This is a genomic window from Streptococcus sanguinis (assembly GCF_003943735.1).
GTDB classification, from domain to species: Bacteria; Bacillota; Bacilli; order Lactobacillales; family Streptococcaceae; genus Streptococcus; species Streptococcus sanguinis_E.
Genome location: NZ_RJMV01000005.1, coordinates 11,507 through 35,529, shown reverse-complemented (window position 1 = coordinate 35,529; position 24,023 = coordinate 11,507). Strand labels below are relative to the sequence as shown.

The window sequence follows — 24,023 nt, the reverse complement described above, 5'->3', positions numbered from 1 at the left end:
CACTAAAAAGTTGATTTAAATCAAAATATTTTTTCGACCTAAAATCAATCTTAAAGATTCTTTTGAGGTAAAAATTTGCTATAATAGAAGCAGACAAATTTGAAGGGAGAAGACAATGTCAGTAAAGGTCAAAGACCTCTTAAAAATGTCTCGTCTGTCTCAGGAGTACGGAGATAAAGTTTTACTGGAGAAAGAAATTAAAACTTCAGATATTTCTCGGCCTGGACTTGAAATGACTGGATATTTTGATTTTTATACACCCGAGCGGATACAACTGATTGGGATGAAAGAGTGGTCTTATCTGATGAAGATGAGCTCTCATAATCGCCATCAAGTACTGCTGAAAATGTTCCAGCCTGAGACGCCGGTGGTTATCATTGCTCGAAATTTAGAGATTCCTAAAGAAATGATTGATGCGGCTGATGAGAAGCAGGTTGCTATTCTTAGAAGCAAAACCTCCACCAGTCGCTTGTCTGGAGAAATTTCCAGTTATCTTGATTCCCGGCTAGCTGAGAGAACCAGTGTCCATGGGGTCCTGATGGATATCTATGGCATGGGAGTTCTCATCCAAGGAGACAGTGGAATTGGTAAAAGTGAAACAGGGCTTGAGTTGGTTAAGCGTGGCCATCGTTTGGTTGCGGACGATCGAGTGGATATCTATGCCAAGGATGAAGTGACCCTTTGGGGAGAACCGGCTGAAATCCTGCGCCACCTATTGGAAATTCGTGGTGTTGGTATCATCGATGTCATGAGCTTATACGGAGCCAGTGCAGTAAAAGATTCTTCTCAAGTTCAGATAGCTGTCTATTTGGAGAATTACGATACTCAAAAAACTTTTGACCGTCTAGGTAATGATACAGAGGAGCTGGAGGTTGCCGGTGTCAGAATTCCACGTATTCGGATTCCTGTAAAGACTGGTCGCAATATCTCAGTCGTGATTGAGGCTGCAGCGATGAACTATCGAGCTAAGCAAATGGGCTATGATGCTACCAAGATCTTTGAAGAACGCCTCACTGATTTAATTAGCCGAAATGAGGTGAAACATGATTGATCCAGTAGCTATCCAACTTGGGCCTATCAGTATTCGCTGGTATGCCATCTGTATTGTCACAGGCTTGGTCTTGGCCGTCTATCTAGCCATGAAAGAGGCTCCGCGTCGGAAGATTATTCCTGATGATATTTTGGATTTTATCCTAGTAGCTTTTCCCGTAGCCATTGTGGGTGCCCGACTTTATTACGTGGCATTCGAATGGGATTATTACGGTAAGAATCTGATAAAAATCATTGATTTTTGGAATGGCGGAATAGCCGGGATTGCCATTTACGGTGGGCTGATAGCTGGTGCCATCGTTCTCTATTTCTTCTGTCGGAGAAGGTTGATTCACCCAGTCGATTTTCTAGATATCGCAGCACCAAGTGTGATGATTGCTCAGAGTATTGGGCGCTGGGGAAATTTTGCCAACCATGAGGCCTACGGTGCGGCAGTTAAGAGTTTGAACTATCTGCCTAGTTTTATTCGTGAGAATATGTATATCGAGGGCAGCTACAGACAGCCAACGTTCCTCTATGAATCTGTATGGAACCTAATTGGCTTTATCTTGATTATTGTTCTCCGCCGTCGGCCTAAGTTGCTGAGACAGGGAGAAATCGCCGCCTTCTATCTGATTTGGTATGGATTTGGTCGGATGATTATTGAGGGGATGCGGACGGACAGTCTTATGTTTGCTGGTCTGCGCGTTTCCCAATGGCTGTCGCTGATTCTTATTTTTGTAGGAATAGGCATCATCATTTACCAAAGAAAAAAGAAAGCCCCTTATTATCAAGAATAAGAAATACATAGAGCTGCTGACTCTTATAAGAGATGTCAGCGATGAAAGGAGATAAATATGATAATTGAAATTGCTTATGCTTTACTGGCGGTTGCCCTTATTATCTTCGTGATTTATTTGACGATTACTGTCAAAAATCTGGGCGAGAAAGCTGGTAAGATGCTTGATGAAACAGAAAATACCATCAAGGTCTTGACTTCTGATGTCAACGTGACCCTTCACCAAACCAATGATTTACTGGCCAAGGTCAATGTCTTAACTGACGACATCAATCAAAAAGTCGCAACCATTGATCCTTTGTTTACAGCTGTGGCGGACCTGTCTGAGTCCGTTTCAGATTTGAACGTTCAGGCGCGTACGCTGAGTAAAAAAGCGGTGTCTGCTGGTAAAGGAACCGTCAAAACTACAGCTGGTTTATCTGCTTTGCGTTTTGCTTCAAAATTGTTTAAAAAATAAGAAAGAAGGTCTATTATGGGAAAATTTTCATCACTGTTATTGGGCGCTGTTACTGGTGCAGCTGCTGCCTATTTTCTGACCAGTAAGAAAGGAAAGGAAACGACAGATAAGGTTCGGGACTTTGTAAAGGAATATCAAGAAAATCCTGATGATATACACGAAGCTGTCGTTCAGTCCGCTAAAGACTTTTCAAATCAAGCTGTCAGTGCAATTCAACAAACCAAAGAAAAGGTTGAGAAAGGCGAGATTACAACTGAAACAGTCATCGAATCTGTCAAAGAAACGACCAAGTCAGTCGTTGACTACTCACAAGATAAGTTTAACGAAATCAAAGAAAAATTTGATAAAGAAGAAAGCAGCTTTGCAGAGGAAGAGCCTGTAATCTTTCAAGAGGAAGAAGAGGAATCTTCAGAAGAAATCATCATTGACTTCGGAGAAGAAGCGACAGAAGGACAAGAAGAAAAGGCTGTTGAAACAGACAGTCAAGAAGAAAAATAAAACAAAGAAGACTAGCAAAATTGCTAGTCTTCTTTGTTTACAAGAATGAAAAAAAGAACCGAGGACTTAAAGCGTCGTCGGTTTTTCTTATATTTTAAAATCGTAGAATCACAAGGTTGGTTTATTTGCTAGTTTGGCGTTTCTTTGCGAACAGGCGATAAGATTGAATGCTAATCAGGCTGGAAGCAATGGCCAAAGTGAAGGACATAAATGTATTCATTTTTAAACTCAAAAATACAAAGCTAAACAAAACTGTCAAGACACAGAAAACAGCAATATTTAAGAAGAAAAAGAGTTCACTTAATCTTGGTGACGTTTCTGCTTCAGGTAAGTACTCTTGATAGAGTGGTGTTTGTTCAGATTCAATTTCTTGGTAGTAGTAGTCAGTTGGGTCATCATATTGTTGGTATTTTCTTACGTGCATAATTCTCTCTCCTTACAGTACCCTCTAATTCTACCATTTTTTTGCAGTTTTAAATATTACAAAAGAGTTACAAAACGAATAAATTCGAATGAAAAACCACTCCTTTATATTTTTTTGCTATAATGGTTTTATGAAAAAGATAATTATTACAGCAACAGCTGAAAGTATAGAACAAGTTGAGGAACTTTTGAAGGCGAATGTCGATCGAATTTATGTCGGAGAGAAAAATTATGGCCTTCGTTTACCTCATAATTTTAATTTAGACGAATTAAATCGAATTTCTGACTTGGTTCACCAAGCAGGAAAAGAGTTGACCGTTGCGGTGAACGCGCTCATGCATCAAGAAATGATGGATAAGATCAAGCCCTATCTTGATTTTCTGCAGGAGATTGGGGCAGATTATATTACCGTTGGTGATGCTGGTGTTTTCTATGTGCTGCAGCGCGATGGTTATAAATTAAAGACCATTTACGATGCCTCGACCATGGTTACCAGCAGCCGTCAGATTAACTTTTGGGCTAAGAACGCAGGAGTTTCAGAAGCTGTCCTAGCGCGTGAGATTCCTTCTGCTGAGCTTTTTAAGATGCCAGAAATTCTGGAAATTCCTGCTGAAGTCTTGGTATACGGAGCTAGTGTCATCCATCACTCCAAGCGTCCTCTTTTGCAGAATTACTATAATTTTACTCATATTGATGATGAAAAGACACGGGAGCGAGACCTCTTTCTGGCGGAACCAAGCGATCCGCAGAGCCATTACTCGATTTTTGAGGACAATCATGGTACTCATATTTTTGCCAATAATGACTTGGATTTGATGACCAAGCTGATAGAGTTGGTTGACCATGGCTTCTGCAACTGGAAGTTGGAAGGTCTCTACACACCTGGTCACAACTTTGTTGAGATTGCTAAGATTTTTGTAGAGGCGAGAGATTTGATTGAAGCAGGCAAGTTTAGCTCAGACCAAGCCTTTGTGCTGGATGAGGCGATTCACAAACTGCATCCGAAAAATCGTTTTCTCGATACCGGATTTTATGACTATGACCCTGATATGGTAAAATAAATATTTAAACTAGAACTCCTTTTAGGAGTTCTTTTTTGAGAACAAAATTGATATTTACTAAAATAGGATTAAAAAATAGATGTTTTTTGAATTAATTCGAAAAATCTGGAAATTAGAATTGTGAAAATAATTCAAAGAACCTTGCTTTTAGGGGTAAATTACTATAAAATAATAAGGATTAGACATCAACACTTTTATATTGCAAATAGGAGAAAATGATGGCAAGAAAGTTAAAACGACCAGAGGTGTTGTCACCTGCTGGTACTTTGGAAAAGCTAAAAGTAGCTGTTCGATATGGAGCAGATGCTGTTTTTATTGGCGGACAAGCCTATGGTCTGCGCAGCCGGGCTGGGAACTTTACCTTTGAACAGATGGAAGAAGGGGTTCATTTTGCGGCTAGTTATGGTGCCAAGGTCTATGTCGCGGCCAATATGGTCATGCACGAGGGAAATGAAGAGGGAGCTGGTGAGTGGTTCCGCCGTTTGCGAGACATCGGGATTGCCGCTGTCATTGTTTCAGATCCAGCTTTGATTGCTATTGCAGCATCAGAAGCACCTGGTCTGGAAATCCATCTGTCAACTCAGGCCAGTGCGACCAACTATGAAACGCTGGAGTTCTGGAAAAATCTAGGACTAACTCGCGTTGTTCTAGCTCGCGAAGTTTCTATGGCTGAACTGGCAGAAATTCGCCGACGGACTGATGTTGAAATAGAAGCCTTTGTTCATGGAGCAATGTGTATTTCCTACTCTGGACGCTGTACATTATCCAACCACATGAGTATGCGCGATGCCAATCGTGGAGGCTGCTCACAATCCTGCCGTTGGAAATATGACCTCTACGATATGCCCTTTGGTCAAGAACGTAAGAGCTTGAAGGGGGAAGTTCCGGAAGAATTTTCCATGTCCGCAGTTGATATGTCCATGATTGACCGCATACCAGACATGATTGAAAATGGAGTGGATAGCTTGAAGATTGAGGGACGGATGAAGTCTATTCATTACGTTTCCACGGTGACTAACTGCTATAAAGCAGCTGTAAATGCTTATCTAGAAAGTCCTGAAAAGTTTGAAGCTATCAAGCAGGACTTGGTTGATGAGATGTGGAAGGTTGCTCAACGCGAATTGGCCACAGGATTCTACTATCATACTCCAACTGAGAATGAGCAGCTGTTCGGAGCGAGGCGTAAGATTCCAGAATACAAATTTGTAGCAGAAGTAGTAGCCTATGACGCAGACAGTCAGACAGCGACTATTCGTCAGCGAAATGTTATCCATGAAGGCGATCAGGTTGAGTTTTACGGACCGGGCTTCCGTCATTTTGAAACCTTTATCACAGACCTTCGTGATGCTGATGGTAACAAAATTGATCGGGCTCCTAATCCGATGGAGCTTCTGACCATTCACTTGGAGCAGCCTGTAGAGGCTGGCGATATGGTGCGGGCTCGAAAGGAAGGCTTGATTAATCTTTATAAGGAAGATGGCACTAGCGTGACCGTCCGAGCTTAATCTTATATTCATAGGTGGCTTTTTAATCTAAAAGCCATCTTTATGAATTGAGGTTATCAGAGAGGAAATAGCATGATTCAGGTTTACGGAGATACTCTTGATGAGGAGACTCGCTGCCAGCATTATCATAGTGAGAGAGATGTCATAGCTCTTAAGTGCTTTGCTTGTCAGAAATACTATCCTTGCTTTCTCTGTCATGACCGCTACGAAGACCATGCTTTTCTAGCCTATCCTGTGAGTCGCTCAGAAGATCGAGTAGTTCTTTGTGGTCATTGCAGGACTGAGCTGACTATTTCTCAGTACCTTGGCTGTGAGGATACCTGCCCTTTCTGTCAACATTCCTTTAACCCTGGCTGTAAGAAGCATCGATCAATTTATTTTCAGACAAATAAATAACTCTTCCATCCAGTTGGATGGAAGAGTTATCTTTTGAAACGACGATTGGTGATGCGAATGTCTTTCTTTTGGGCTTCACGGATATTATTGGGTACGAGACTGATTCGCTTTATGTCCTGCACGCGGATAATAGTGGTCATACTTTTCTTGAAATTTTTGATAATCAGCTGCTGGCGCTCGCGATCGTATTTAACAATGTCGCCGGTGAAGCTTTTATCCAGAAAGATAACGTGGACACCAGATTGTTTACGCAGAGCTAACTCGATGGTACGCAGGATGCGGCCGCTGTCCTCTGGTCCTTGTTCATTCTTTTTGCCACTGATAAATTCGTTGGCTCTTTGTAAAATCATTTCGAGATATTTTTTCATAGCTAAAATCTCCATAACTTGTTACAATATATTATATAACAAAATTCCCTAAATTGTAAATTCTTTTACGAATTATTAGTTGGAAAATAAAACAAGAGGTGAAATATGGCAGAATTTACATTCGAAATCGAAGAAAAACTTCTGGTCCTATCTGAAAATGACAAGGGCTGGACCAAGGAACTCAACCGAGTTAGCTTTAACGGAGCACCAGCTAAGTACGATATTCGGACTTGGAGCCCAGACCACAGCAAAATGGGCAAGGGGATTACCCTTTCTAATGAAGAATTCCAAATTCTCGTGGATGCATTTAAAAACTGATAGAGAAAGCTCTATCAGTTTTTTCTATTTCTCTGAAAAGTAGGAATGGAATTTCAGACTCTTAAAAATAGGGATGCTAATAATGGTGATAGCAATCATTTTTAGCAAGTCAGGCAGGATAAAAGGAGTCAGGCCAACCGCGACTGACTTAGAGAAATCAAGCCCCCCCAAGAAATGCAGTCCTAGGATACCACCGACAAAGACGAGAGCGTCACCCAATACATTGGCTATAAAAATCATATAGAAAGGACTGTCCTTGTGGCTCAGACTGGATGTCACAAGGGCAAAGAGTAAGTAGAACCAGAGATATCCGGCGCTTGGGCCAAAGAGAGCCTGAAAACCACCGCTTCCTCCAGCAAAGACCGGCAGGCCAATAGCTCCCAGCAGCAGATAAATAAAGACTGATAAAACCGCTTCGCGAGGTTTGAAAATTGTCGCAATCAAACCGACAGCAAAAGTCTGCAACGTAATGGGAACGGGACCAATGGAAATAGTTAACTGGGATAGGACAGCTAGGAAAGCAGCTCCGATAGCTGGGAGGGCAAGAAGAAAAGCTTTGTTCTTGTTCATAAATAGTAAACCTCTTTTTGATTTTATGGTAACTATTTTAAAAGCTAAATAAAAAAAAGTCAAGTCCTTCTTAATCGGACGAGACAATTATACAGACAGATTCTTATTTCTCTGAAAAGTAGGGATGAAATTTCAGACTCTTAAAAATAGGGATGCTGATAATGGTGATGGCAATAATTTTTATCAATCCAGGCAGGATAAAAGGAGTTAGGCCAACCTCTACTGACTTAGAGAAATCAAGTCCTCCAAAAAACTGCAGCCCTAAGATACCACCGACAAAGACGAGAGCGGCACCCAATACATTGGCTATAAAAATCATATAGAAAGTACTGTCCTTATGAGTCAGACTGGATGTCACAAACGAAAAGGGTAAGAAGAACCAGAGATAGCCGGCGCTAGGGCCAAAGAGAGCCTGAAAACCACCGCTTCCTCCAGCAAAGACCGGCAGACCAATAGCTCCCAGCAATAGATAAATAATGACTGACAAAACCGCTTCGCGAGGTTTGAAAATCGTCGCAATTAAGCCGATAACAAAAGTCTGTAGCGTGATGGGAATGGGGCCGATGGAAATAGTAAATTGGGACAGGACTGCTAGGAAAGCAGCTCCGATAGCTGGGAGGGCAAGAAGAAATGCTTTGTTCTTGTTCATAAATAGTAAACCTCTTTTTATTTTTATGGTAACTATTTTAAAAGCTAAATAAAAAAAAGTCAAGTCCTTCTTAATCGGACGAGACAAATATACAGACAGATTCTTATTTTCGTTTCTTGCTTCTGATAAGCAAGACAAAGAAGGCGATAAGACCAAAAATATTAAAGAAAAGAATACCCAAGGCTGCAAGAAGCTTTTTCGTTTTACTCATCTGTTTTCCTCGTTTCTGGATTGCTTTGTTCTATCATATCAAAATTTTCAATGTTTGAATAGGTTTCATTAGAAAAATTAGCTATAGCTTCAAACTATATTCTTATCAATAAAAAAGGATTATCTAAAAGAGCTATAAAGAATTGCAGCAGCACACTTTGATTGATATAATAATGCAAAAGTAAATAAGAGTTTTTGCTAGAGGTGTGGGTGCGTAATCAACATCTTTCCAAAGCAAGACTGACTAGATTGGAGAAGGCTATGACAGATTTATTAAAAATTTATCAGAAACTACAGGAGAAAAAATGGGTCAACTTGTCCCATCAGATCAAGGAAGATAGTCCGCATTTTCCCGCTCTGCCTGCCTTGGAGAAAAAGGATATTTTCACTTTGAAAGATGGTTTTCATGTTCAGCAGTTTTCTGTAGTTGGCCAGTACGGGACTCATATTGATGCTCCGATTCACTTTGTGGAGGGTGGTCGCTGGTTGGAAGAGATTGAGCTAAAAGATCTTTTTCTGCCTTTGGTAGTTATTGATAAGTCTAAGGAAGTAGCAGAGAATCCAGACTTTATTCTGGGCAAGCAGGATATTTTAGATTTTGAAGCGGAGCACGGGAGAATTGAGCCAGGAACATTTGTTGCCTTTCGCTCAGATTGGTCCAAGCGTTGGCCAAGTCAATCTGCCATGCGAAATCTGGATGATCAGGAGGTTCAGCATACTCCTGGGTGGGGACAGGATGCTCTAGAGTTTCTTATCCATGAGCGTGGTGTCAAGGCGGTAGGCCACGAAACTTTTGATACAGATGCGGGTATTCCCACAGCGGAGCATGGACTACTCAATGAATATTATCTTTTGGAGCAGGACATTTACCAGCTGGAAGTTATGACCAATCTGGATCAGCTGCCGGCTAAGGGTGCTCTCATCTCGATCAGCTTTCCAAACTGGCATCAGGCCAGCGGTTCACCAGTGAGGGCTGTAGCTATTTTACCATAATGAAAAAGGAGTCTGAGGTTTCATTTCAGGCTCCTTGTCTCATATAATAACTAATAAATAGATTGCTTTTTATAATTTTTGGAATTTCTTGATGGATATTTGACAATTTACCCTTTAAAATAGTGATGCAGTAGTCTATGGTCTGAAAAAAATCTGACTTTCTTTCATTAGACTGATATTTGAAAGGAAAGTCAAATGAACCTGAAATAGCTAAAATTTACAATCTTACAAAAATGTAAGATTCGTCTGTAAAATGAAAGATTAGGTTATGGAACGGTCATCATCTTTATTATAAAATGGTAGCAGAAGTCAAAAAGAGGCTGGAATACCAAACCTCTTCTGATTTTGAATTTTTTATCGCATGGTCACGAACTCTTCGGAGCCAGTCGGGTGAATAGCAACTGTAGCATCAAAGTCAGCCTTGGTAGCGCCCATCTTCATAGCAACAGCAAAGCCTTGAATCATCTCGTCTACTCCGTAGCCAATGCCGTGCAGGCCAATGACCTTTTCATCCTCACCGGCAGTGATGAGCTTGAACTTGGCCTGTTGGCGGTGTTGGGTGACAGCAGAGTACATGGATGTGAAGCTAGATGTGTAAACGTGAATATTTTCTGCTCCATAAGTCTTGATAGCCTCTACCTCAGTCAGGCCGACTGTCCCAATAGCGGGATGGGAGAAGACAACAGTTGGAATAGTTGAGTAGTCCATTTTAGCATTTGTTTTACCATTGAAAAGACGCTCAGACAGAGTTCGTCCAGCCTTGATAGCAACAGGAGTTAATTCTTTTTCACCTGTTACATCGCCTAGAGCATAGATACCTGGAACCACAGTGTTTTGGTACTCATCGACAGCGATGAAGCCACGTTCATTGAGAGTTACGCCAGCTGCTTCCAGATTGAGGTCTTGAACATTTGGCTTACGGCCGATGGCCCAAATAACATGCTGGGCTGTGTGGCTGCTGCCATCTTCAAAATAGAGCTTGAGCTGACCATCAGTAAGTTTTTCAAGCTTTTGCGGAATCTTATGGGTATGAAGCTGGAGCCCAGAGTTTTCCATTTCTTGGAGCAGACCGTCAATCAGATAGCTGTCAAAGTTGCGCAGCGGTCGATCCTTACGAACAAAAAGGTCTGTTTTAACTCCTAGAGCATGGAGCACTCCGGCTAGCTCAACTGCTATATAGCCTGCTCCGACAATGGCAACAGATTCAGGTAACTCTTCCCAAGCGAAGACATCATCGGAAGTTTCTCCGTAACCTGCGCCAGGGATATTTGGAATAGCAGCATGAGCACCTGTTGCGATAACGATATGCTTGGCGCGAATAAGCTCACCGTTGACTTGGACAGTATTTGCATCCACAAAACGGGCACGGCCTTCGATCAGCTCAACACCATTGCGCTTGAAGCTACCATCGTAGGACGAACGTGCTCTGTCAATATAAGCTTCTCGATTTTTCCGAAGAGTAGCAAAATCAAAAGCATGATTATCAGAGGTAAAGCCGTAGTCTGGTCCATAATGATGGATAGCTTCAGCTATTTGAGCTCCGTACCACATAATCTTCTTTGGGACACAGCCGACATTGACACAGGTGCCACCTAGTTTCTTTTCTTCAATAACGGCAACCTTGGCACCGTATTCGCCGGCCCGATTCATGGTAGCAATTCCCCCGCTGCCACCGCCAATAGCAATCATATCAAATTCTTTCATCTTGTTAGAATCTCCTTCTATTATATGAGGTAATTGTACCTTTTTTAGCAAGTGAATGCAAAAATCTGCTACGGATTTGAGAGGAGTGACTATCTGAGATAAAATAGCAACCATTTGTGAAAAACTGTAAATTTTTTTTAGAAGAATTATGATAGCCTTGTGATATAATATAACAAAAGAAAATCGTTTTCATCAAGAGGAGGAAAAAAGATGAAAAAGTTAAAGAAATGGCAATTATTTAGCATTATTGGAGCTACGATTGCAGTTGTTGCAGGAGCAATTCTCTTCATGTTTCTAAACGGAGGGAATCCTTCTGAGATGCCTGTCGACACGACTCCTCTGGTTCAGAAGGCCAAGGAAGGCTCAGTGGCTTCTTCAGTCTTACTGACAGGAAATGTCACAGCCAGCAACGAGCAGTACATCTACTATGACAGCACCAAAGGTGACTTGGAAAATGTACTGGTCAATGTCGGTGACCAAGTGACAGCCGGTCAAGCATTGGTTACTTATAAAAGTGCAGAGGCTCAGGCTGCTTATGATGCGGCTGCTCGGGCGGTTAGCAAAGCTGATCGTCAATTGCATGACTTGCAGACCAATGGTGTGACTGTAAATACGACTGGCGACGAAGAAGCAGATGGTGCGTCTGAAGCTCAGGCTCAGCGTTCTGTAGAGTCTCAGGCAGCTGACCTGCGCGATGCTCGGGCTGATGCAGTTGATAATATGAATAAAGCACAAGCTACTCTCAATGCCTTGACAGTGACCAGCACAGCAGATGGTACGGTCGTAGAAGTTAACCGTGATGTTTCAAAATCAACAACTGGTGCCACTCAAACCTTGGTTCACATTGTCAGCAATGGAAATCTGCAGATTAAGGGTGAATTATCCGAATACAATCTGGCTAACTTGTCTGTCGGTCAAGAAGTGACCATTACATCAAAAGTTTACCCAGATAAAAAATGGACTGGTAAAATCAGCTACATTTCCAACTATCCGAAAGACGGCCAGCAGGCAGCAGCTCAACCGTCTGGAACAGGTGGTAGCGGAACAGCTTCAGGTTCCAAATATCCATTTACAATTGACATTACCAGTGAGATTGGTGAACTCAAGCAAGGTTTCTCTGTCAACATTGAAGTTAAAAACAATACTCAGGGACTCATTGTGCCAGTCAGCAGTGTGGTAATGGACGGAGACAAGAACTATGTTTGGGTCCTGGAAAAAGGAGTTGCCAAGAAGACAGAAGTAACGCTCGGAAATGCTGATGCTGAAAATCAAGAAATCTCATCTGGTTTGACAAAGGATAGTAAAGTTATCATCAATCCGACAGATAGCTTGAAAGACGGTCAAGAGGTGAAATCTTATGAAGAAGCTAATTGAGTTAAAAAATATTAATAAGAGCTATCGCAATGGAGACCAGGAACTGCAGGTATTAAAAGACATCAGTCTGGAGGTTGAAGAGGGTGAGTTTGTTGCCATCATGGGACCGTCTGGATCTGGTAAGTCTACTCTGATGAATATCATTGGGATGCTGGATCGTCCGACCACTGGTGAATACCATCTAGGAAGCGAAGAAGTTGCTAAGCTAGGTGATAAGAAGCTGGCCAAGGTTCGAAATAAGCAAATTGGCTTTGTCTTCCAGCAGTTCTTTCTCTTGTCTAAGCTCAACGCCTTGCAAAATGTGGAACTGCCCTTGATCTATGCAGGTGTCGGTCAGTCTAAACGCAAGTCCTTGGCCGAGCAGTTTCTGACCAAGGTGGAGTTGGACACGCGGATGCATCATCTGCCTTCAGAGCTTTCTGGTGGACAGAAGCAGCGGGTTGCCATTGCGCGTGCTTTGGTCAATAATCCTTCTCTGATTCTGGCTGACGAACCGACGGGGGCCCTGGATACCAAGACTGGTGAGCAGATTATGGAGCTCCTAACTGAGCTCAATCGAGAAGGGAAAACCATTATCATGGTAACCCACGAGCCTGAGATTGCTGCCTATGCCAAACGGCAGATTGTCATTCGTGACGGTGTCATCTCATCTGATAGCTCTAAGGAAGGAGGACTAGCCTAATGCAAAACTGGAAATTTGCCATTAGCTCCATTCTTGGACACAAGATGCGGTCTTTTCTGACCATGATTGGGATTATTATCGGAGTGGCTTCAGTTGTGGTTATCATGGCCTTAGGAGATTCCATTACCCGGCGGGTCAATGAGAGTTTTACCAAAAGTCAGAAAAATATGCGTCTCGTCTTTTCTCCTAAAAAGAGCAAAGACGGATCCTACACACAAACGGCTGATCTCTATTCAGTAAATGTAGAAGATGAAAGCGAAGAAGTGGTGGAACCACCCAAGGCTCAGGAAGCCTGGGTTAAGGAATTGACCCATATCAAGGGAGTGGACGGATACTATGTGACCAACTCTGCTATGGAAACCTTTAGCTATGAAAATAAGAAGGCTGAGCGCGTCAATTTTGTCGGCGCAAACATGACCTATATTCAGGTGAAAAAATATAAAATCATTGCTGGTCGCGCTTTGAGGCAGCAAGACTATCAAGGCTTTGCCAGTGTTGTGCTGCTGGACGAAGATCTGGCTGCGACTCTCTTTTCTTCCGCTGAAGAAGCCATCAATAAAATTGTGACAGTAGGTGCCAGTAACTATCGGGTGATTGGGGTTTATAGGGATCCTGAAACTGCTGCTGCATCTGGCTCCATGCAGGTCTATGGTGGCAATGCCATTACGACCAATACTCTCATAGCCGCAAACTTTGGAGTAGATGAAATTTCAGAGATTGTTCTTCGAGTGAATGATACAAGCTTAGTTCCAGAACTTGGCCCTAAGGTTGCCAAGAAATTAACAGAAATTGCTGGTCTCCAACAGGGCGAATATCAAGTGACAGATGATAGTGCCCTCTATCAGGAAGTGCAAAATATTTATGGTGCCATGACAGGTGTTATCGGAGCCATTGCCGGAATCTCTCTCTTTGTTGGTGGTATCGGCGTTATGAATATCATGTTGGTATCGGTCACTGAGCGGACTCGTGAAATCGGTCTTCGAAAAGCTCTGGGAGCAACACGTGGCAACATACTGATGCAATTTTTGATTGAGTCTATGATTTTGACACTGATTGGTGGTTTGATTGGACTGGTTCTAGCTGCGGGACTTGCGTCTGTACTAGGCTCGGCCATGAGTCAAATGCTGGAAGGAACTCCAGTGATGGTATCACTCACGGTCAGCATCGTTAGCCTTCTCTTCTCAGCAACCATCGGTGTTCTCTTCGGAATCTTACCGGCCAATAAAGCATCCAAATTGGATCCAATTGAAGCACTGAGGTATGAATAGTACAACAAAAAGTCTGGTTTCCCAGACTTTTTTATGATGTAAAAAATCCCGCTGGAATTCCAGCAGGATTTGTTTTCTTAAGATTGTATAAAATACAGATTATTTCATCGTTGGGAAGAGCAGGACATCTCGAATGGTAGTTACATCTGTTAGTAACATAACCAGCCGGTCGATACCGATTCCTAGACCTCCAGTTGGTGGCATACCGTATTCCAGAGCTTCAACAAAGTCATAGTCAATGCCAGTTGCTTCGTCATCCCCCAGTTCTTTGGCTTTGGCCTGTGCTTCAAAACGAGATAATTGATCGATTGGATCGTTCAACTCAGTGAAGGCGTTGGCATATTCTTTGGTCATAATGAAGAGCTCGAAACGGTCTGTGAAGCGTGGATCTTCTGGATTTTTCTTAGCCAGAGGTGATACTGCTACAGGATGACCGTAGACAAAGGTTGGCTGAATCAAGGTTTCTTCCACAAATTCTTCAAAGAAAGCATTGATAACATGGCCAACTTCGGTGAAGTGCTTTTCAAGCGGAACTTTCTTTTCCTGAGCCAAGGCAGCAGCTTCTTCAAAGCTCATATCTTGCCAGAAGTCAACACCCGTAATTTCCTTGATGGCGTCAACCATGTGAACGCGTTTAAACGGTTCGTTGATTTTGATTTCAGTTCCTTGGTAGTTGACTGGTCCATCTCCATTTACAGAGACAGCTGCATGTTGGATAATGCCTTCAGTCAAGTCCATGATATCTTGGAAATCTGCATAGGCTTGGTAAACCTCGATAGAAGTAAATTCTGGATTGTGAGTTGCATCCATTCCTTCGTTACGGAAGATACGGCCAATCTCATAAACTCGCTCCATACCACCGACGATGAGACGTTTAAGGTGAAGCTCGGTTGCAATCCGCAGCACCATATCAATGTTTTGGGCATTGTGGTGGGTGATAAATGGACGGGCAGCAGCACCGCCTGCCTCATTGTGGAGGACAGGAGTTTCTACTTCAAGGAAGCCTTGTCCATCCAAGTAACGGCGGATTTCTGAGATGATTTTTGAACGAGTGACAAATCGTTCAAAGCTTTCGCGGTTGGAAATCAAATCCAAATAACGCTTGCGGTAGATGGTTTCAACATCTGTCAGGCCGTGGAATTTTTCAGGCAGGGGACGCAGAGCCTTAGACAAATGAGTAAGGTGGGTTGCCTTGATAGAAAGCTCCCCCATATCTGTCCGCATAATCTCACCTTCGATACCGAGGAAATCCCCTAAGTCCGCCTTTTTGAAGATTTCATAATTTTCTTCACCAACAGCATCTTTACGAACATAAATCTGGATTTGGCCTTCACGGTCTTGGATGTGGGCAAAGCCAACTTTTCCTTTGCCACGCTTGGTCATGAGACGGCCAGCGATAATAGCTGTTTCGTTGAGTTCGTTTAATTCTTCTTTATCTTTATCGTTGTATTTTTCTTTCAGTTGAGCAGAGTTAGCAGTTCGCTCAAAGCGTTTGCCAAAAGGGTCAATTCCCTGCTCAGCCAGCGCAGCCATTTTTTCACGGCGGATAATCTGCTGGTCGTTTAATTCCTCGATATGTTCAGTAGTCATGTTTTTCCTCCAAAAGTTTTCCTACCTATTTTAACACAAAAGATAGGGAAATTCATCTATATTTGGCTATAAAGTAAGAAAAAAAGCTAGAAATCCAGCTTTAATTTTCTGCCTTTTCAACTAAGTAATCCGTATTATTCCAAGTGATCAGCTCAAAATTCTCAAAGTCTTCTGTTTCAAGGATGGTGATACTAGCATTGGTCAGACCGCCATTCTTGCGCAAAAGAGGTGTGTCATAGCCTAGCATAGTCCGAATGCTGGCGGTTAAGTTAGCACCGTGCCCGACAATGAGGACCTGTTCATAGTCCTTGTCCTTTAAGGTCTTGATAAAGGAAATTGTCCGGTGGGTTGTATGGTAGACCGACTCAGCGTCAAAAAAAGTATGATTAAATTGTGAGAGGTTGTGGCGGAAGGCTGTCATCTGATGTGGATAGATAGATTCTATGGTAGAAATTTTTGCGCCTTCCAATTTTCCCAACTGCCATTCTCGCAGTTCAGGTACTGATACGATTTCAGTCGGAAACTGGCTTTCTTCTTGGATAATCTCAGCAGAGCGAATGGCGCGTGGGAGATCGCTGCTGTAAATCTTGTCAAATTGTGTCTGAGCCAGATGTTTTCCTAAGGTTTGCAGTTCTTCAACGGCGGTTGGCAGCAGTGGCGAATCACCGCTGGCTCCCTGAAAGCGGCCTTCCTGATTCCATTCCGTTCTTCCGTGTCGGACAAAATATAATTTCATAGTGGTTGATTGTTTCTTTCTTATTAGAGTTTATTGAGAATATTAGGTGCAGTATTGAAGAATTATGAGCTAGAATTCTCCTTGAGGTCTGCAAAGTCAGCTTGAACAAAATCTGCTAAATCTTGAGCCTTGATTTCAATACTGCGGCCGACTTCACCGGCAGAAACGATAATGCTATCTCGCTCTAGAGCTGACTGGTCGATATAGATTGGAAAGTTGTGCTTTTGACGGATACCGACAGGATTATTGGCTCCGTGGATATAGCCCGTTGTCTTTTCCAAATCTTTCTGGGGAATCATACTGACCTTTTTATTACCGGAAATCTTGGCCATTTTCTTTTCGGACAGATGCTCTGTGATAGGTAAGATACCGATTAGTGTGCCAGTCTTGTCTCCTGTCAAGGCCAAGGTTTTATAAATCCGCGAACGGTCCAAGTCATCGGCTGGCTGTTCAGCTAAGGCATTTAGCTGTAGACCTCGATGGTCAATCTTAGCCTTGCTTAAAATTTGCTCGACCAGTGTTTTTTTGATTTTTGTTTTTTTAGCCATTAGTATATCTCTCTTCTAATTGTGACATCCAGAGTCCCAGCCAAGTTCCTAATCCGAAGAAAAAGGCTGCAAGGACAAGTGTCAATATAGAAACTCCATGATAGCTAATGCTTTCACTGTTTCCTGCTTGAGGCACTACAATGAGAAGTGTACTGGATAGGACGATGCCAATGATAAAGTGATAGACACGAGAGTAGTAGTTTTTCAAAATATGATCCATGAGCTTAGAGAAGAGAATCAGAGCCAAGACGCCTCCTATTCCGATCGGAAGAAAGGTACCTAAGAGATCCAGTTTGCGAAAGCCATTGAGCATAGGGGCATAGAGGCCTAAAATCAGGAGAAGGTTGGACGGACTAAGTCCGGGAATTAAAATGCCCAGTGCAATCAAGGCTCCTGCTAAGATAAAAGAGAGGAAGTTGGCTGGCAAGGTGCCGACCATACCGTTTAGGGAATAAAGAAAAATTCCTGAGACGATGAGGCTGACCCAGAAAACGAGAATATCAATCCGATCACGCTCACTTTTAGCAACAGACTCTTTAATGAGGCTTGGAACAGTCCCGATGATAGCTCCGGCAAATCCCCAAAGGACAATCACTTTGTAGTTGTCCAGTAGCAGATTGACGGGATAGGAGAAGGCAGCTATTCCTAAAATCATTCCGATTCCAACTGGTATGAAATAGAGAACATTTTCGACGAAGTTTTCCTTTAAATGTGCTAAAAAATGAATCAGGCGCTCGTAAATACCTAAGATAGCTGCTAAAACACCGCCTGAAACTCCCGGCAAAATAAAGCCAAGTGCAATGACCATTCCTTTGAAAGTTCTATTCAACCAAGAAATCATTGTATTTTCCTTTTCTAATTTCATTTATCAAATCATTATATCATAAAATATAGGCTTTATTAAGAGGAAACGGCTGGAAATTTCCTATTATTTGACAATAAAAAACGACAGCAGTCTTTGAGACTTGTTCTGTCGCTCTGAGCTATTGGCTTTCTTTAGGAACTGTAAATAGCTTTTGATAAGTAGCTGTTTGGTCTTTCAAGGTTGACAGCTGGTTCAAATCAAGATAATGAGAGAAACCAGTCAGCTGACCTTGTGATGTGTACTGATGCAAGTCGTAATCTTGCTCCGTATTTGGTGCAGCATTGTAGTAGCCGTCGTCATTACCATAAGTCGGAATCCAAATTGCTGTGAACTTATCGGTAGAGATGCTATGCTCCTCCATAAAATATGTTCCAATATAGATACCAATATTTTTAACACCCAGTGACTCTAGCTTCGCTCGGAAAGCTTCAACTCCCGCATTCATGTCAGACATGGTCTTTTCTTCGACGTCTAGCCAATAATAGGTTGGATGGTACTTGGCAGAAGCCTTGTAGAAACTTTCGGCTTCTTTTTCCATTTCCTTTTTGCTATTGGCGGCCACATAGGCATAGACAGCAACAGGGATGTTGCGCTTTTGAAATTCTTTGATGTGTCTTTCATAAGATTTGTCCAGACCATTCAGATGAGTTGCTGCGTTTTCTTTTTTTGCCTGCGCTCCACTATGAACACGGACAATTACTCCTGAAACATTCTGTGCGAGTAAGTCGTAATTAATCTCACTTGGCAGCTGCCAGCCAGAAATGTCAATGATTGGTCTGGAAATAAACTCTTCATCCAAGGACGAATCATCAGATGTTTCCTCTTTTTTTGAGGAACTTGGAGTTTGTTTAGTTTGTGAAATTTTTGCCTGTGCTTGCTTTTCCTGAGAGTCAGTAATTTGCTTGCTTATCAAAATAAAAGCGATAAAAGAAGCAAAGAAAATTAGGATTGCAAGCGGTTTAATCCTCTTCCTCATACTGGTTTATTTTAACTTAAAACAAATAAAAAAGCAAAAAATATCCCCAGAATTGCTGGAAAATGAATGAAATGTAATATAATTGAAATATTATAAAGCAAAAACAAGACGTTTTGAAAGCCCAAAATGTCTTGTTTTTAAAGAAATTAGTCAGGCTATAGAAGATGAGTTGCCGTTGGATAAATCGTTTTGCTTTTTCCTACCTTTTATAATATTATAATAGCTTTTGAATGAGTTCTTCTATCTTTTGGGGAGAGGTTTGTGGAGAGAAGCGTTTGATGACTGTTCCGTCTCGACTGACCAGAAACTTTGTGAAATTCCACTTTATGTTTTCGCCCAGAAGACCGCCCTTTTCTTTTTTGAGCCAGTCAAAGAGTGGAGCAGTATGAGGGCCGTTGACATCAATCTTAGCAAATCGAGGAAAGGTCGTTCCGTAGTTAAGGCTGCAAAAGCTGTTGATTTCTGCAGCGTCTCCAGGAGCCTGCTGGCCAAACTGATTGCAGGGGAAATCCAGGATTTCAAATCTGTCTTTCTGATAGCGCTCATAGAGTTCCTGCAGTTCTTGATACTGAGGAGTGAAGCCGCAGCCGGTCGCTGTATTGACAATCAGCAGAATCTTTCCTTTATGATCACTCATTTTTTGCGGACTTCCGTCTTGTTTTTGGATTTCGATATCATAAATGTCTGTCATGTTCTCCTCCTTTGTTTGCTTCCTATCTTATCACATTTTTATATAAATAAGGCAAAGCAAGCCATGATTGTCCCTGTCTTTGCGCTAGTGCTTTTTTTTCAATCCAAAAGGTGGTATAATGAGAATTGAATTTTTAGAAGTTTAATGGTGAAATATGAAAATTGACAAGAAGCACTTGTTGAATTATTCTATCTTGATTCCTTATTTGATTTTATCTGTTTTGGGATTGATTGTGGTCTATTCAACGACGAGTCCTACCTCGATTCAGGCCGGAGGAAATGGTTTTGGAATGGTCATGAATCAGGGGATTTTTTGGATAATAAGTCTCTTTATAATTGCGCTCCTATATAGAATCCGCCTGGGTTTCTTAAAAAAAGGAAGTATTCTGACTATAGTTATCTTTGCTGAGATTATTCTCTTGCTTTTATCTCGTTTTATAACAGGGACTATCAACGGAGCTCATGGTTGGCTCAAGCTTGGAGCTTTCAGTATTCAGCCTGCGGAGTATTTGAAGATTATTCTGGTCTGGTATCTAGCTTTTCGCTTCACAAAGAGGCAGGATGAGATAAATGTCTATGACTATCAAGCCCTGACTCACAACCATTGGTTTCCTAAAGCCTTTAACGACTGGCGGACCATGGTGGCTATTCTGATTGGGATTGTAGCTATTATGCCAGACCTTGGAAATGCGACTATTCTATTTTTGACCGTCGTGATAATGATAGCCGTCAGCGGGATTGGCTACCGATGGTTTTCTACGATGCTGGGAGCCATTGTTAGTGTTTCCGGCTTGGTTCTGGCTAGCATTTGGTTGATTGGGGTTGAGCGCGTGGCCAAGATTCCAGTCTTTGGATATGTGGCCAAGCGTTTCAGCGCTTTCTTCAATCCCTTCAAGGATCTGTCTGGCTCAGGCCACCAATTAGCTAATTCCTACTATGCTATGAGTAATGGCGGCTGGTTTGGTCTGGGCTTGGGTAACTCTATTGAGAAGCGCGGATATTTGCCGGAAGCTCATACAGACTTTGTATTTTCTATCGTGATAGAAGAGTTTGGTTTCTTTGGTGCCAGTCTGATTCTGGCTTTACTCTTTTTCCTGATTCTGAGAATTATCTTGGTAGGGATTCGGGCAAAGAATCCATTTAACTCCATGATGGCTTTGGGAATTGGCGGTATGATACTTATGCAGACCTTCATCAATATCGGTGGAATTTCAGGTCTCATTCCTTCTACAGGAGTAACCTTCCCCTTCCTATCGCAAGGAGGAAACAGTCTTCTGGTCTTGTCAGTAGCCATTGCCTTGGTACTTAATATTGATGCCAACGAGCGCCGTGATGCCCTGTATGAGCAGATGGAAGCGGAGGCACAAGACCGGTCTGAGGAAGCTTAATCGCAGTTCGTGTGAACAGTTGTTGCAAAAATGAAAGGTGCAGATTATGTCATTTAACAAATTAGAAAGCTACAGCAATAAAGAAGTGATTCGAGAAGAAGTCGCCATTTTGACAGACTTACTTGCCGATATTACTCGGAATCTTCTCGACCCTGAGACCTTTGAAAAAATCTCCCTTATGGAGGAGATGGCGGTTAACTCCAAATATCATGAGTTAAAAGCGATTGTAGAAGAATTATCGACAGATGAAATGGTTTATATTTCCCGTTATTTCTCTATCTTGCCGCTTTTGATTAATATCTCAGAAGACGTGGACCTAGCTTATGAAATCAACCATCAGAACAATATCGATCAGGATTATCTTGGGAAGCTGTCAACAACTATTGACCTGATTTCAACGCGGGAAAATGCTCAGGAGATTCTTGAAAACCTGAATGTTGTGCCAGTACTGACAGCTCACCCGACTCAGGTTCAGCGTAAGACCGTTCTGGATTTAACCAATCATATTCATAGTTTGCTGCGTCAGCATCGTGATGTTAAGGCTGGCCTAGTTAATGAGAAGAAGTGGCTAGGAAATCTCCGCCGCTATATTGAGCTTATGATGCAGACAGATATGATCCGTGAGAAGAAGCTGAAAGTGACCAATGAGATTACCAATGTCATGGAGTACTATAACAGCTCTTTCCTGCAAGCTATTACCAACTTTATGGTCGAATACAGACGCTTGGCAGAAGAGCGGGGCATCAAGCTGGATAATCCTAAGCCTATTACCATGGGAATGTGGATCGGCGGTGACCGGGATGGCAATCCTTTTGTAACCGCAGAAACTCTGAAACTGTCAGCCACCCTCCAGAGCGAAGTCATCCTCAACTATTATATTGACAAGGTTTATACACTCTATCGTACCTTCTCGCTCTCGACCAACCTCTCAGAAACCAGTCAGGCAGTAGCAGAAATGGCGGCTCTGTCTACTGACAAGTCTGTTTATCGGGAAAACGAACCTTACCGTCGAGCTTTCCACTATATCCAGTCCAAGCTGATTCAAACCTTGCTTTACCTTAAAGAAGGCAACTTTTCAACTGACGGTCAGCGATTGACGGACCGAGCTGAGGAAAAATTGTCTGCGAAGGCCAACCTTTCTGTCAGCAATAAAGGAAGAGAAATCATCCCTAATTATATCCAGTCTCGTATCAGCGAGACCCTGACTGAGCTCAAGAAGGAGGAGACACCTTCTTACAGAACCGCTCAGGAATTTAAAGAAGACTTGCAGGTCATTTATGATTCTCTTATCGAACATCATGGTGAAGCCTTGGTAAGTGGGGACTTGACTGAACTTCTTCAAGCTGTAGAGGTTTTTGGTTTCTTCTTGGCCAGCATTGATATGCGTCAGGATTCTAGTGTTCATGAGGCCTGTGTGGCTGAGCTCTTGGCTTCGGCTAATATTGTTCAGGATTATAGTAGTCTGTCAGAAGAAGAAAAATGCCAGATCCTCCTCAAACAGCTGCTTGAAGATCCTCGTATCCTGTCAGCTACCCATGAGACTAAATCCGAACTCCTGCAAAAAGAACTGGAGATTTTCAAAACAGCCCGTCAGCTAAAAGATGCCATTGGTGAGGAAGTGATTAAGCAGAATATTATTTCTCATTCGACCAGTGTATCAGATCTACTTGAGTTGGCTATTATGCTCAAGGAAGTGGGGCTGATTGATGAAAATGGGGCTCGTGTCCAGATTGTTCCGCTTTTTGAGACCATTGAGGATTTGGACAATTCCTGTGATACTATGGAGAAATACCTGTCTCTGCCGGTTGCGCAGAAGTGGATTGCTTCTAAGGATAATTATCAGGAAATCATGCTGGGCTATTCAGACAGTAATAAGGACGGTGGCTACCTGTCTTCTTGCTGGACTCTCTACAAAGCACAGCAGCAGTTGACAGCTATCGGTGATCAATTTGGCGTAAAAATTACCTTCTTCCATGGCCGGGGAGGTACAGTAGGACGTGGTGGTGGTCCAACTTATGAAGCCATCACTTCTCAGCCACTCCGCAGTATCAATGACCGTATCCGTCTCACTGAGCAAGGGGAAGTCATTGGTAATAAATATGGAAATAAAGACGCAGCCTACTATAACTTGGAAATGCTAGTGTCTGCTGCCATCAACCGAATGGTAACTCATAAGAAGAGCGATAGCCATACGTCTGATAAATATGAGCGAATCATGGACCAAGTAGTCAATCGCAGTTATCAGATTTACCGAGATTTGGTCTTTGGCGACGAGCGTTTCTACGATTATTTCTTCGAATCCAGCCCTATCAAAGCCATTTCTAGCTTCAATATCGGTTCTCGTCCAGCAGCCCGTAAAACCATTACCGAAATCGGTGGCTTAAGGGCTATTCCGTGGGTCTTCTCTTGGTCTCAAAGTCGGGTTATGTTCCCAGGCTGGTATGGTGTCGGATCGAGTTTCAAGGAATTCATTGATGAAGACCCAGAAAATAACTTAGCCTTTCTGCAATTTATGTATAAGAGATGGCCATTCTTCAAGTCTCTCTTATCAAATGTAGATATGGTTCTGTCTAAGTCAAATATGAATATCGCTTTTGAGTATGCGCAGCTTTGTGAAGATCAGAATGTGCGTGATATTTTCAATATTATCTTAGATGAGTGGCAGCTGACTAAGGATGTCATTCTAGAGATTGAAGGGCACGATGAGCTACTTGCTGAAAACACTTATCTAAGAGACAGCTTGGACTACCGCATGCCTTACTTCAATGTTTTGAACTATATCCAGCTAGAGCTAATCAAGCGTCAGCGAAACGGCCAGCTTACACCAGATCAAGAAAAGCTGATTCACATCACCATCAACGGTATTGCGACTGGTCTGCGAAACTCTGGCTAATACAAAGAGAAAATCGGAATTTTTCCGGTTTTT

At 42.4% G+C, this 24,023-nt stretch carries 25 protein-coding genes; 14 read left to right on the top strand and 11 right to left on the bottom strand.

Going from position 1 to position 24,023, the window contains the following annotated elements:
- Positions 1 to 115 precede the first annotated feature (115 nt).
- From hprK to D8877_RS06985, 4 genes are read left to right on the top strand one after another with little or no spacing between them, the layout of a single operon-like run.
- On the top strand, positions 116 to 1,051 hold the full coding sequence (gene hprK, locus D8877_RS07000; protein ID WP_125340928.1) for an HPr(Ser) kinase/phosphatase: 936 nt from the start codon (positions 116 to 118) through the stop codon (positions 1,049 to 1,051).
- The gene (gene lgt, locus D8877_RS06995) at positions 1,044 to 1,829 is read left to right on the top strand and encodes a prolipoprotein diacylglyceryl transferase (RefSeq protein ID WP_002920747.1); all 786 of its coding nucleotides are present in this window, start codon (positions 1,044 to 1,046) and stop codon (positions 1,827 to 1,829) included. Before hprK ends, lgt begins: the two co-directional genes overlap by 8 nt.
- Positions 1,830 to 1,886: 57 nt before the next feature.
- Entirely contained in the window at positions 1,887 to 2,285 is a 399-nt protein-coding gene (locus D8877_RS06990) for a DUF948 domain-containing protein (RefSeq protein WP_002897219.1), read from the top strand.
- A gap of 15 nt (positions 2,286 to 2,300) precedes the next feature.
- On the top strand, positions 2,301 to 2,783 hold the full coding sequence (locus D8877_RS06985; RefSeq protein ID WP_125352881.1) for a YtxH domain-containing protein: 483 nt from the start codon (positions 2,301 to 2,303) through the stop codon (positions 2,781 to 2,783).
- 121 nt (positions 2,784 to 2,904) lie between these two features.
- Here the strand turns inward: D8877_RS06985 and D8877_RS06980 are convergent, their stop codons facing one another.
- Entirely contained in the window at positions 2,905 to 3,207 is a 303-nt protein-coding gene (locus tag D8877_RS06980) for a DUF3270 family protein (protein WP_002894977.1), read from the bottom strand.
- A 130-nt stretch (positions 3,208 to 3,337) separates the two neighbouring features.
- Here D8877_RS06980 and D8877_RS06975 point away from each other — a divergent pair, with 130 nt between their 5' ends.
- The 3 genes from D8877_RS06975 (at position 3,338) to D8877_RS06965 (ending at position 6,168) form a co-directional block, all read left to right on the top strand.
- Positions 3,338 to 4,267, top strand: a complete 930-nt coding sequence (locus D8877_RS06975; protein WP_185760193.1) for a peptidase U32 family protein — start codon at positions 3,338 to 3,340, stop codon at positions 4,265 to 4,267.
- Positions 4,268 to 4,485: 218 nt separating this feature from the next.
- Complete coding sequence (locus D8877_RS06970) at positions 4,486 to 5,772, top strand: peptidase U32 family protein (protein WP_125352877.1); 1,287 nt, start codon at positions 4,486 to 4,488, stop codon at positions 5,770 to 5,772.
- 72 nt (positions 5,773 to 5,844) lie between these two features.
- Positions 5,845 to 6,168, top strand: a complete 324-nt coding sequence (locus tag D8877_RS06965) for a CHY zinc finger protein (RefSeq protein ID WP_125352875.1) — start codon at positions 5,845 to 5,847, stop codon at positions 6,166 to 6,168.
- A gap of 26 nt (positions 6,169 to 6,194) precedes the next feature.
- On the opposite strand, the gene D8877_RS06960 is transcribed toward D8877_RS06965, so the two are convergent.
- Entirely contained in the window at positions 6,195 to 6,551 is a 357-nt protein-coding gene (locus D8877_RS06960; protein ID WP_002897226.1) for a hypothetical protein, read from the bottom strand.
- Between the two features lie 90 nt (positions 6,552 to 6,641).
- Here D8877_RS06960 and D8877_RS06955 point away from each other — a divergent pair, with 90 nt between their 5' ends.
- Positions 6,642 to 6,854 (top strand): YdbC family protein, encoded by a 213-nt coding sequence (locus D8877_RS06955; RefSeq protein WP_004186157.1) that lies wholly within the window; start codon positions 6,642 to 6,644, stop codon positions 6,852 to 6,854.
- Positions 6,855 to 6,878: 24 nt separating this feature from the next.
- On the opposite strand, the gene D8877_RS06950 is transcribed toward D8877_RS06955, so the two are convergent.
- Positions 6,879 to 7,424: a biotin transporter BioY gene (locus D8877_RS06950; protein WP_125352873.1), complete on the bottom strand. Its 546-nt coding sequence runs from the start codon at positions 7,422 to 7,424 to the stop codon at positions 6,879 to 6,881.
- A gap of 103 nt (positions 7,425 to 7,527) precedes the next feature.
- The gene (locus D8877_RS06945; RefSeq protein ID WP_125340925.1) at positions 7,528 to 8,073 is read right to left on the bottom strand and encodes a biotin transporter BioY; all 546 of its coding nucleotides are present in this window, start codon (positions 8,071 to 8,073) and stop codon (positions 7,528 to 7,530) included.
- Positions 8,074 to 8,544: 471 nt separating this feature from the next.
- Between D8877_RS06945 and D8877_RS06940 the strand changes: the two genes are divergently transcribed.
- The gene (locus tag D8877_RS06940; protein ID WP_125352871.1) at positions 8,545 to 9,276 is read left to right on the top strand and encodes a cyclase family protein; all 732 of its coding nucleotides are present in this window, start codon (positions 8,545 to 8,547) and stop codon (positions 9,274 to 9,276) included.
- A 354-nt stretch (positions 9,277 to 9,630) separates the two neighbouring features.
- On the opposite strand, the gene gorA is transcribed toward D8877_RS06940, so the two are convergent.
- Positions 9,631 to 10,980 (bottom strand): glutathione-disulfide reductase, encoded by a 1,350-nt coding sequence (gorA, locus tag D8877_RS06935; RefSeq protein WP_125352869.1) that lies wholly within the window; start codon positions 10,978 to 10,980, stop codon positions 9,631 to 9,633.
- Positions 10,981 to 11,190: 210 nt separating this feature from the next.
- Between gorA and D8877_RS06930 the strand changes: the two genes are divergently transcribed.
- Genes D8877_RS06930 through D8877_RS06920 form a run of 3 tightly spaced genes read left to right on the top strand, consistent with a single transcriptional unit; the run spans position 11,191 to position 14,304 of the window.
- Complete coding sequence (locus D8877_RS06930; RefSeq protein ID WP_002931019.1) at positions 11,191 to 12,354, top strand: efflux RND transporter periplasmic adaptor subunit; 1,164 nt, start codon at positions 11,191 to 11,193, stop codon at positions 12,352 to 12,354.
- Positions 12,338 to 13,036, top strand: coding sequence for an ABC transporter ATP-binding protein (locus D8877_RS06925; RefSeq protein ID WP_125352867.1), 699 nt, complete (start codon positions 12,338 to 12,340; stop codon positions 13,034 to 13,036). The genes D8877_RS06930 and D8877_RS06925 overlap by 17 nt, the downstream gene beginning before the upstream one ends.
- The gene (locus tag D8877_RS06920) at positions 13,036 to 14,304 is read left to right on the top strand and encodes an ABC transporter permease (protein ID WP_125352865.1); all 1,269 of its coding nucleotides are present in this window, start codon (positions 13,036 to 13,038) and stop codon (positions 14,302 to 14,304) included. Before D8877_RS06925 ends, D8877_RS06920 begins: the two co-directional genes overlap by 1 nt.
- A gap of 99 nt (positions 14,305 to 14,403) precedes the next feature.
- Here D8877_RS06920 and lysS read toward each other — a convergent pair whose 3' ends face one another.
- The 6 genes from lysS to D8877_RS06890 all read right to left on the bottom strand — a co-directional run bounded on the left by lysS (position 14,404) and on the right by D8877_RS06890 (position 19,710).
- On the bottom strand, positions 14,404 to 15,894 hold the full coding sequence (gene lysS / locus D8877_RS06915) for a lysine--tRNA ligase (RefSeq protein WP_002894992.1): 1,491 nt from the start codon (positions 15,892 to 15,894) through the stop codon (positions 14,404 to 14,406).
- 100 nt (positions 15,895 to 15,994) lie between these two features.
- Positions 15,995 to 16,630, bottom strand: coding sequence for a histidine phosphatase family protein (locus D8877_RS06910; RefSeq protein WP_125352863.1), 636 nt, complete (start codon positions 16,628 to 16,630; stop codon positions 15,995 to 15,997).
- Between the two features lie 62 nt (positions 16,631 to 16,692).
- Complete coding sequence (locus D8877_RS06905; protein WP_125352861.1) at positions 16,693 to 17,178, bottom strand: aminoacyl-tRNA deacylase; 486 nt, start codon at positions 17,176 to 17,178, stop codon at positions 16,693 to 16,695.
- Positions 17,171 to 18,019, bottom strand: coding sequence for a DUF368 domain-containing protein (locus D8877_RS06900; protein ID WP_185755720.1), 849 nt, complete (start codon positions 18,017 to 18,019; stop codon positions 17,171 to 17,173). The genes D8877_RS06905 and D8877_RS06900 overlap by 8 nt, the downstream gene beginning before the upstream one ends.
- Positions 18,020 to 18,161: 142 nt before the next feature.
- Positions 18,162 to 19,019, bottom strand: coding sequence for a glycoside hydrolase family 25 protein (locus tag D8877_RS06895; RefSeq protein WP_002894996.1), 858 nt, complete (start codon positions 19,017 to 19,019; stop codon positions 18,162 to 18,164).
- Between the two features lie 214 nt (positions 19,020 to 19,233).
- Positions 19,234 to 19,710 carry a glutathione peroxidase gene (locus D8877_RS06890; RefSeq protein WP_125352857.1) on the bottom strand — a complete coding sequence of 159 codons (477 nt, stop codon included), beginning with the start codon at positions 19,708 to 19,710 and terminating at the stop codon, positions 19,234 to 19,236.
- Positions 19,711 to 19,864: 154 nt separating this feature from the next.
- Between D8877_RS06890 and ftsW the strand changes: the two genes are divergently transcribed.
- Together ftsW and ppc are read left to right on the top strand one after the other, a co-directional pair.
- Positions 19,865 to 21,097, top strand: a complete 1,233-nt coding sequence (gene ftsW / locus D8877_RS06885) for a cell division peptidoglycan polymerase FtsW (RefSeq protein ID WP_125352855.1) — start codon at positions 19,865 to 19,867, stop codon at positions 21,095 to 21,097.
- A 46-nt stretch (positions 21,098 to 21,143) separates the two neighbouring features.
- Positions 21,144 to 23,990 carry a phosphoenolpyruvate carboxylase gene (gene ppc, locus D8877_RS06880; protein WP_125352853.1) on the top strand — a complete coding sequence of 949 codons (2,847 nt, stop codon included), beginning with the start codon at positions 21,144 to 21,146 and terminating at the stop codon, positions 23,988 to 23,990.
- Positions 23,991 to 24,023: the final 33 nt, after the last annotated feature.

Coding starts and splice junctions, on each gene's coding strand:
- hprK (WP_125340928.1), top strand. CDS start 116: ATGTCAGTAAAGGTCAAAGACCTCTTAAAAATGTCTCGTCTGTCTCAG.
- lgt (WP_002920747.1), top strand. CDS start 1,044: ATGATTGATCCAGTAGCTATCCAACTTGGGCCTATCAGTATTCGCTGG.
- D8877_RS06990 (WP_002897219.1), top strand. CDS start 1,887: ATGATAATTGAAATTGCTTATGCTTTACTGGCGGTTGCCCTTATTATC.
- D8877_RS06985 (WP_125352881.1), top strand. CDS start 2,301: ATGGGAAAATTTTCATCACTGTTATTGGGCGCTGTTACTGGTGCAGCT.
- D8877_RS06980 (WP_002894977.1), bottom strand. CDS start 3,207: ATGCACGTAAGAAAATACCAACAATATGATGACCCAACTGACTACTAC.
- D8877_RS06975 (WP_185760193.1), top strand. CDS start 3,338: ATGAAAAAGATAATTATTACAGCAACAGCTGAAAGTATAGAACAAGTT.
- D8877_RS06970 (WP_125352877.1), top strand. CDS start 4,486: ATGGCAAGAAAGTTAAAACGACCAGAGGTGTTGTCACCTGCTGGTACT.
- D8877_RS06965 (WP_125352875.1), top strand. CDS start 5,845: ATGATTCAGGTTTACGGAGATACTCTTGATGAGGAGACTCGCTGCCAG.
- D8877_RS06960 (WP_002897226.1), bottom strand. CDS start 6,551: ATGGAGATTTTAGCTATGAAAAAATATCTCGAAATGATTTTACAAAGA.
- D8877_RS06955 (WP_004186157.1), top strand. CDS start 6,642: ATGGCAGAATTTACATTCGAAATCGAAGAAAAACTTCTGGTCCTATCT.
- D8877_RS06950 (WP_125352873.1), bottom strand. CDS start 7,424: ATGAACAAGAACAAAGCTTTTCTTCTTGCCCTCCCAGCTATCGGAGCT.
- D8877_RS06945 (WP_125340925.1), bottom strand. CDS start 8,073: ATGAACAAGAACAAAGCATTTCTTCTTGCCCTCCCAGCTATCGGAGCT.
- D8877_RS06940 (WP_125352871.1), top strand. CDS start 8,545: ATGACAGATTTATTAAAAATTTATCAGAAACTACAGGAGAAAAAATGG.
- gorA (WP_125352869.1), bottom strand. CDS start 10,980: ATGAAAGAATTTGATATGATTGCTATTGGCGGTGGCAGCGGGGGAATT.
- D8877_RS06930 (WP_002931019.1), top strand. CDS start 11,191: ATGAAAAAGTTAAAGAAATGGCAATTATTTAGCATTATTGGAGCTACG.
- D8877_RS06925 (WP_125352867.1), top strand. CDS start 12,338: ATGAAGAAGCTAATTGAGTTAAAAAATATTAATAAGAGCTATCGCAAT.
- D8877_RS06920 (WP_125352865.1), top strand. CDS start 13,036: ATGCAAAACTGGAAATTTGCCATTAGCTCCATTCTTGGACACAAGATG.
- lysS (WP_002894992.1), bottom strand. CDS start 15,894: ATGACTACTGAACATATCGAGGAATTAAACGACCAGCAGATTATCCGC.
- D8877_RS06910 (WP_125352863.1), bottom strand. CDS start 16,630: ATGAAATTATATTTTGTCCGACACGGAAGAACGGAATGGAATCAGGAA.
- D8877_RS06905 (WP_125352861.1), bottom strand. CDS start 17,178: ATGGCTAAAAAAACAAAAATCAAAAAAACACTGGTCGAGCAAATTTTA.
- D8877_RS06900 (WP_185755720.1), bottom strand. CDS start 18,019: ATGATTTCTTGGTTGAATAGAACTTTCAAAGGAATGGTCATTGCACTT.
- D8877_RS06895 (WP_002894996.1), bottom strand. CDS start 19,019: ATGAGGAAGAGGATTAAACCGCTTGCAATCCTAATTTTCTTTGCTTCT.
- D8877_RS06890 (WP_125352857.1), bottom strand. CDS start 19,710: ATGACAGACATTTATGATATCGAAATCCAAAAACAAGACGGAAGTCCG.
- ftsW (WP_125352855.1), top strand. CDS start 19,865: ATGAAAATTGACAAGAAGCACTTGTTGAATTATTCTATCTTGATTCCT.
- ppc (WP_125352853.1), top strand. CDS start 21,144: ATGTCATTTAACAAATTAGAAAGCTACAGCAATAAAGAAGTGATTCGA.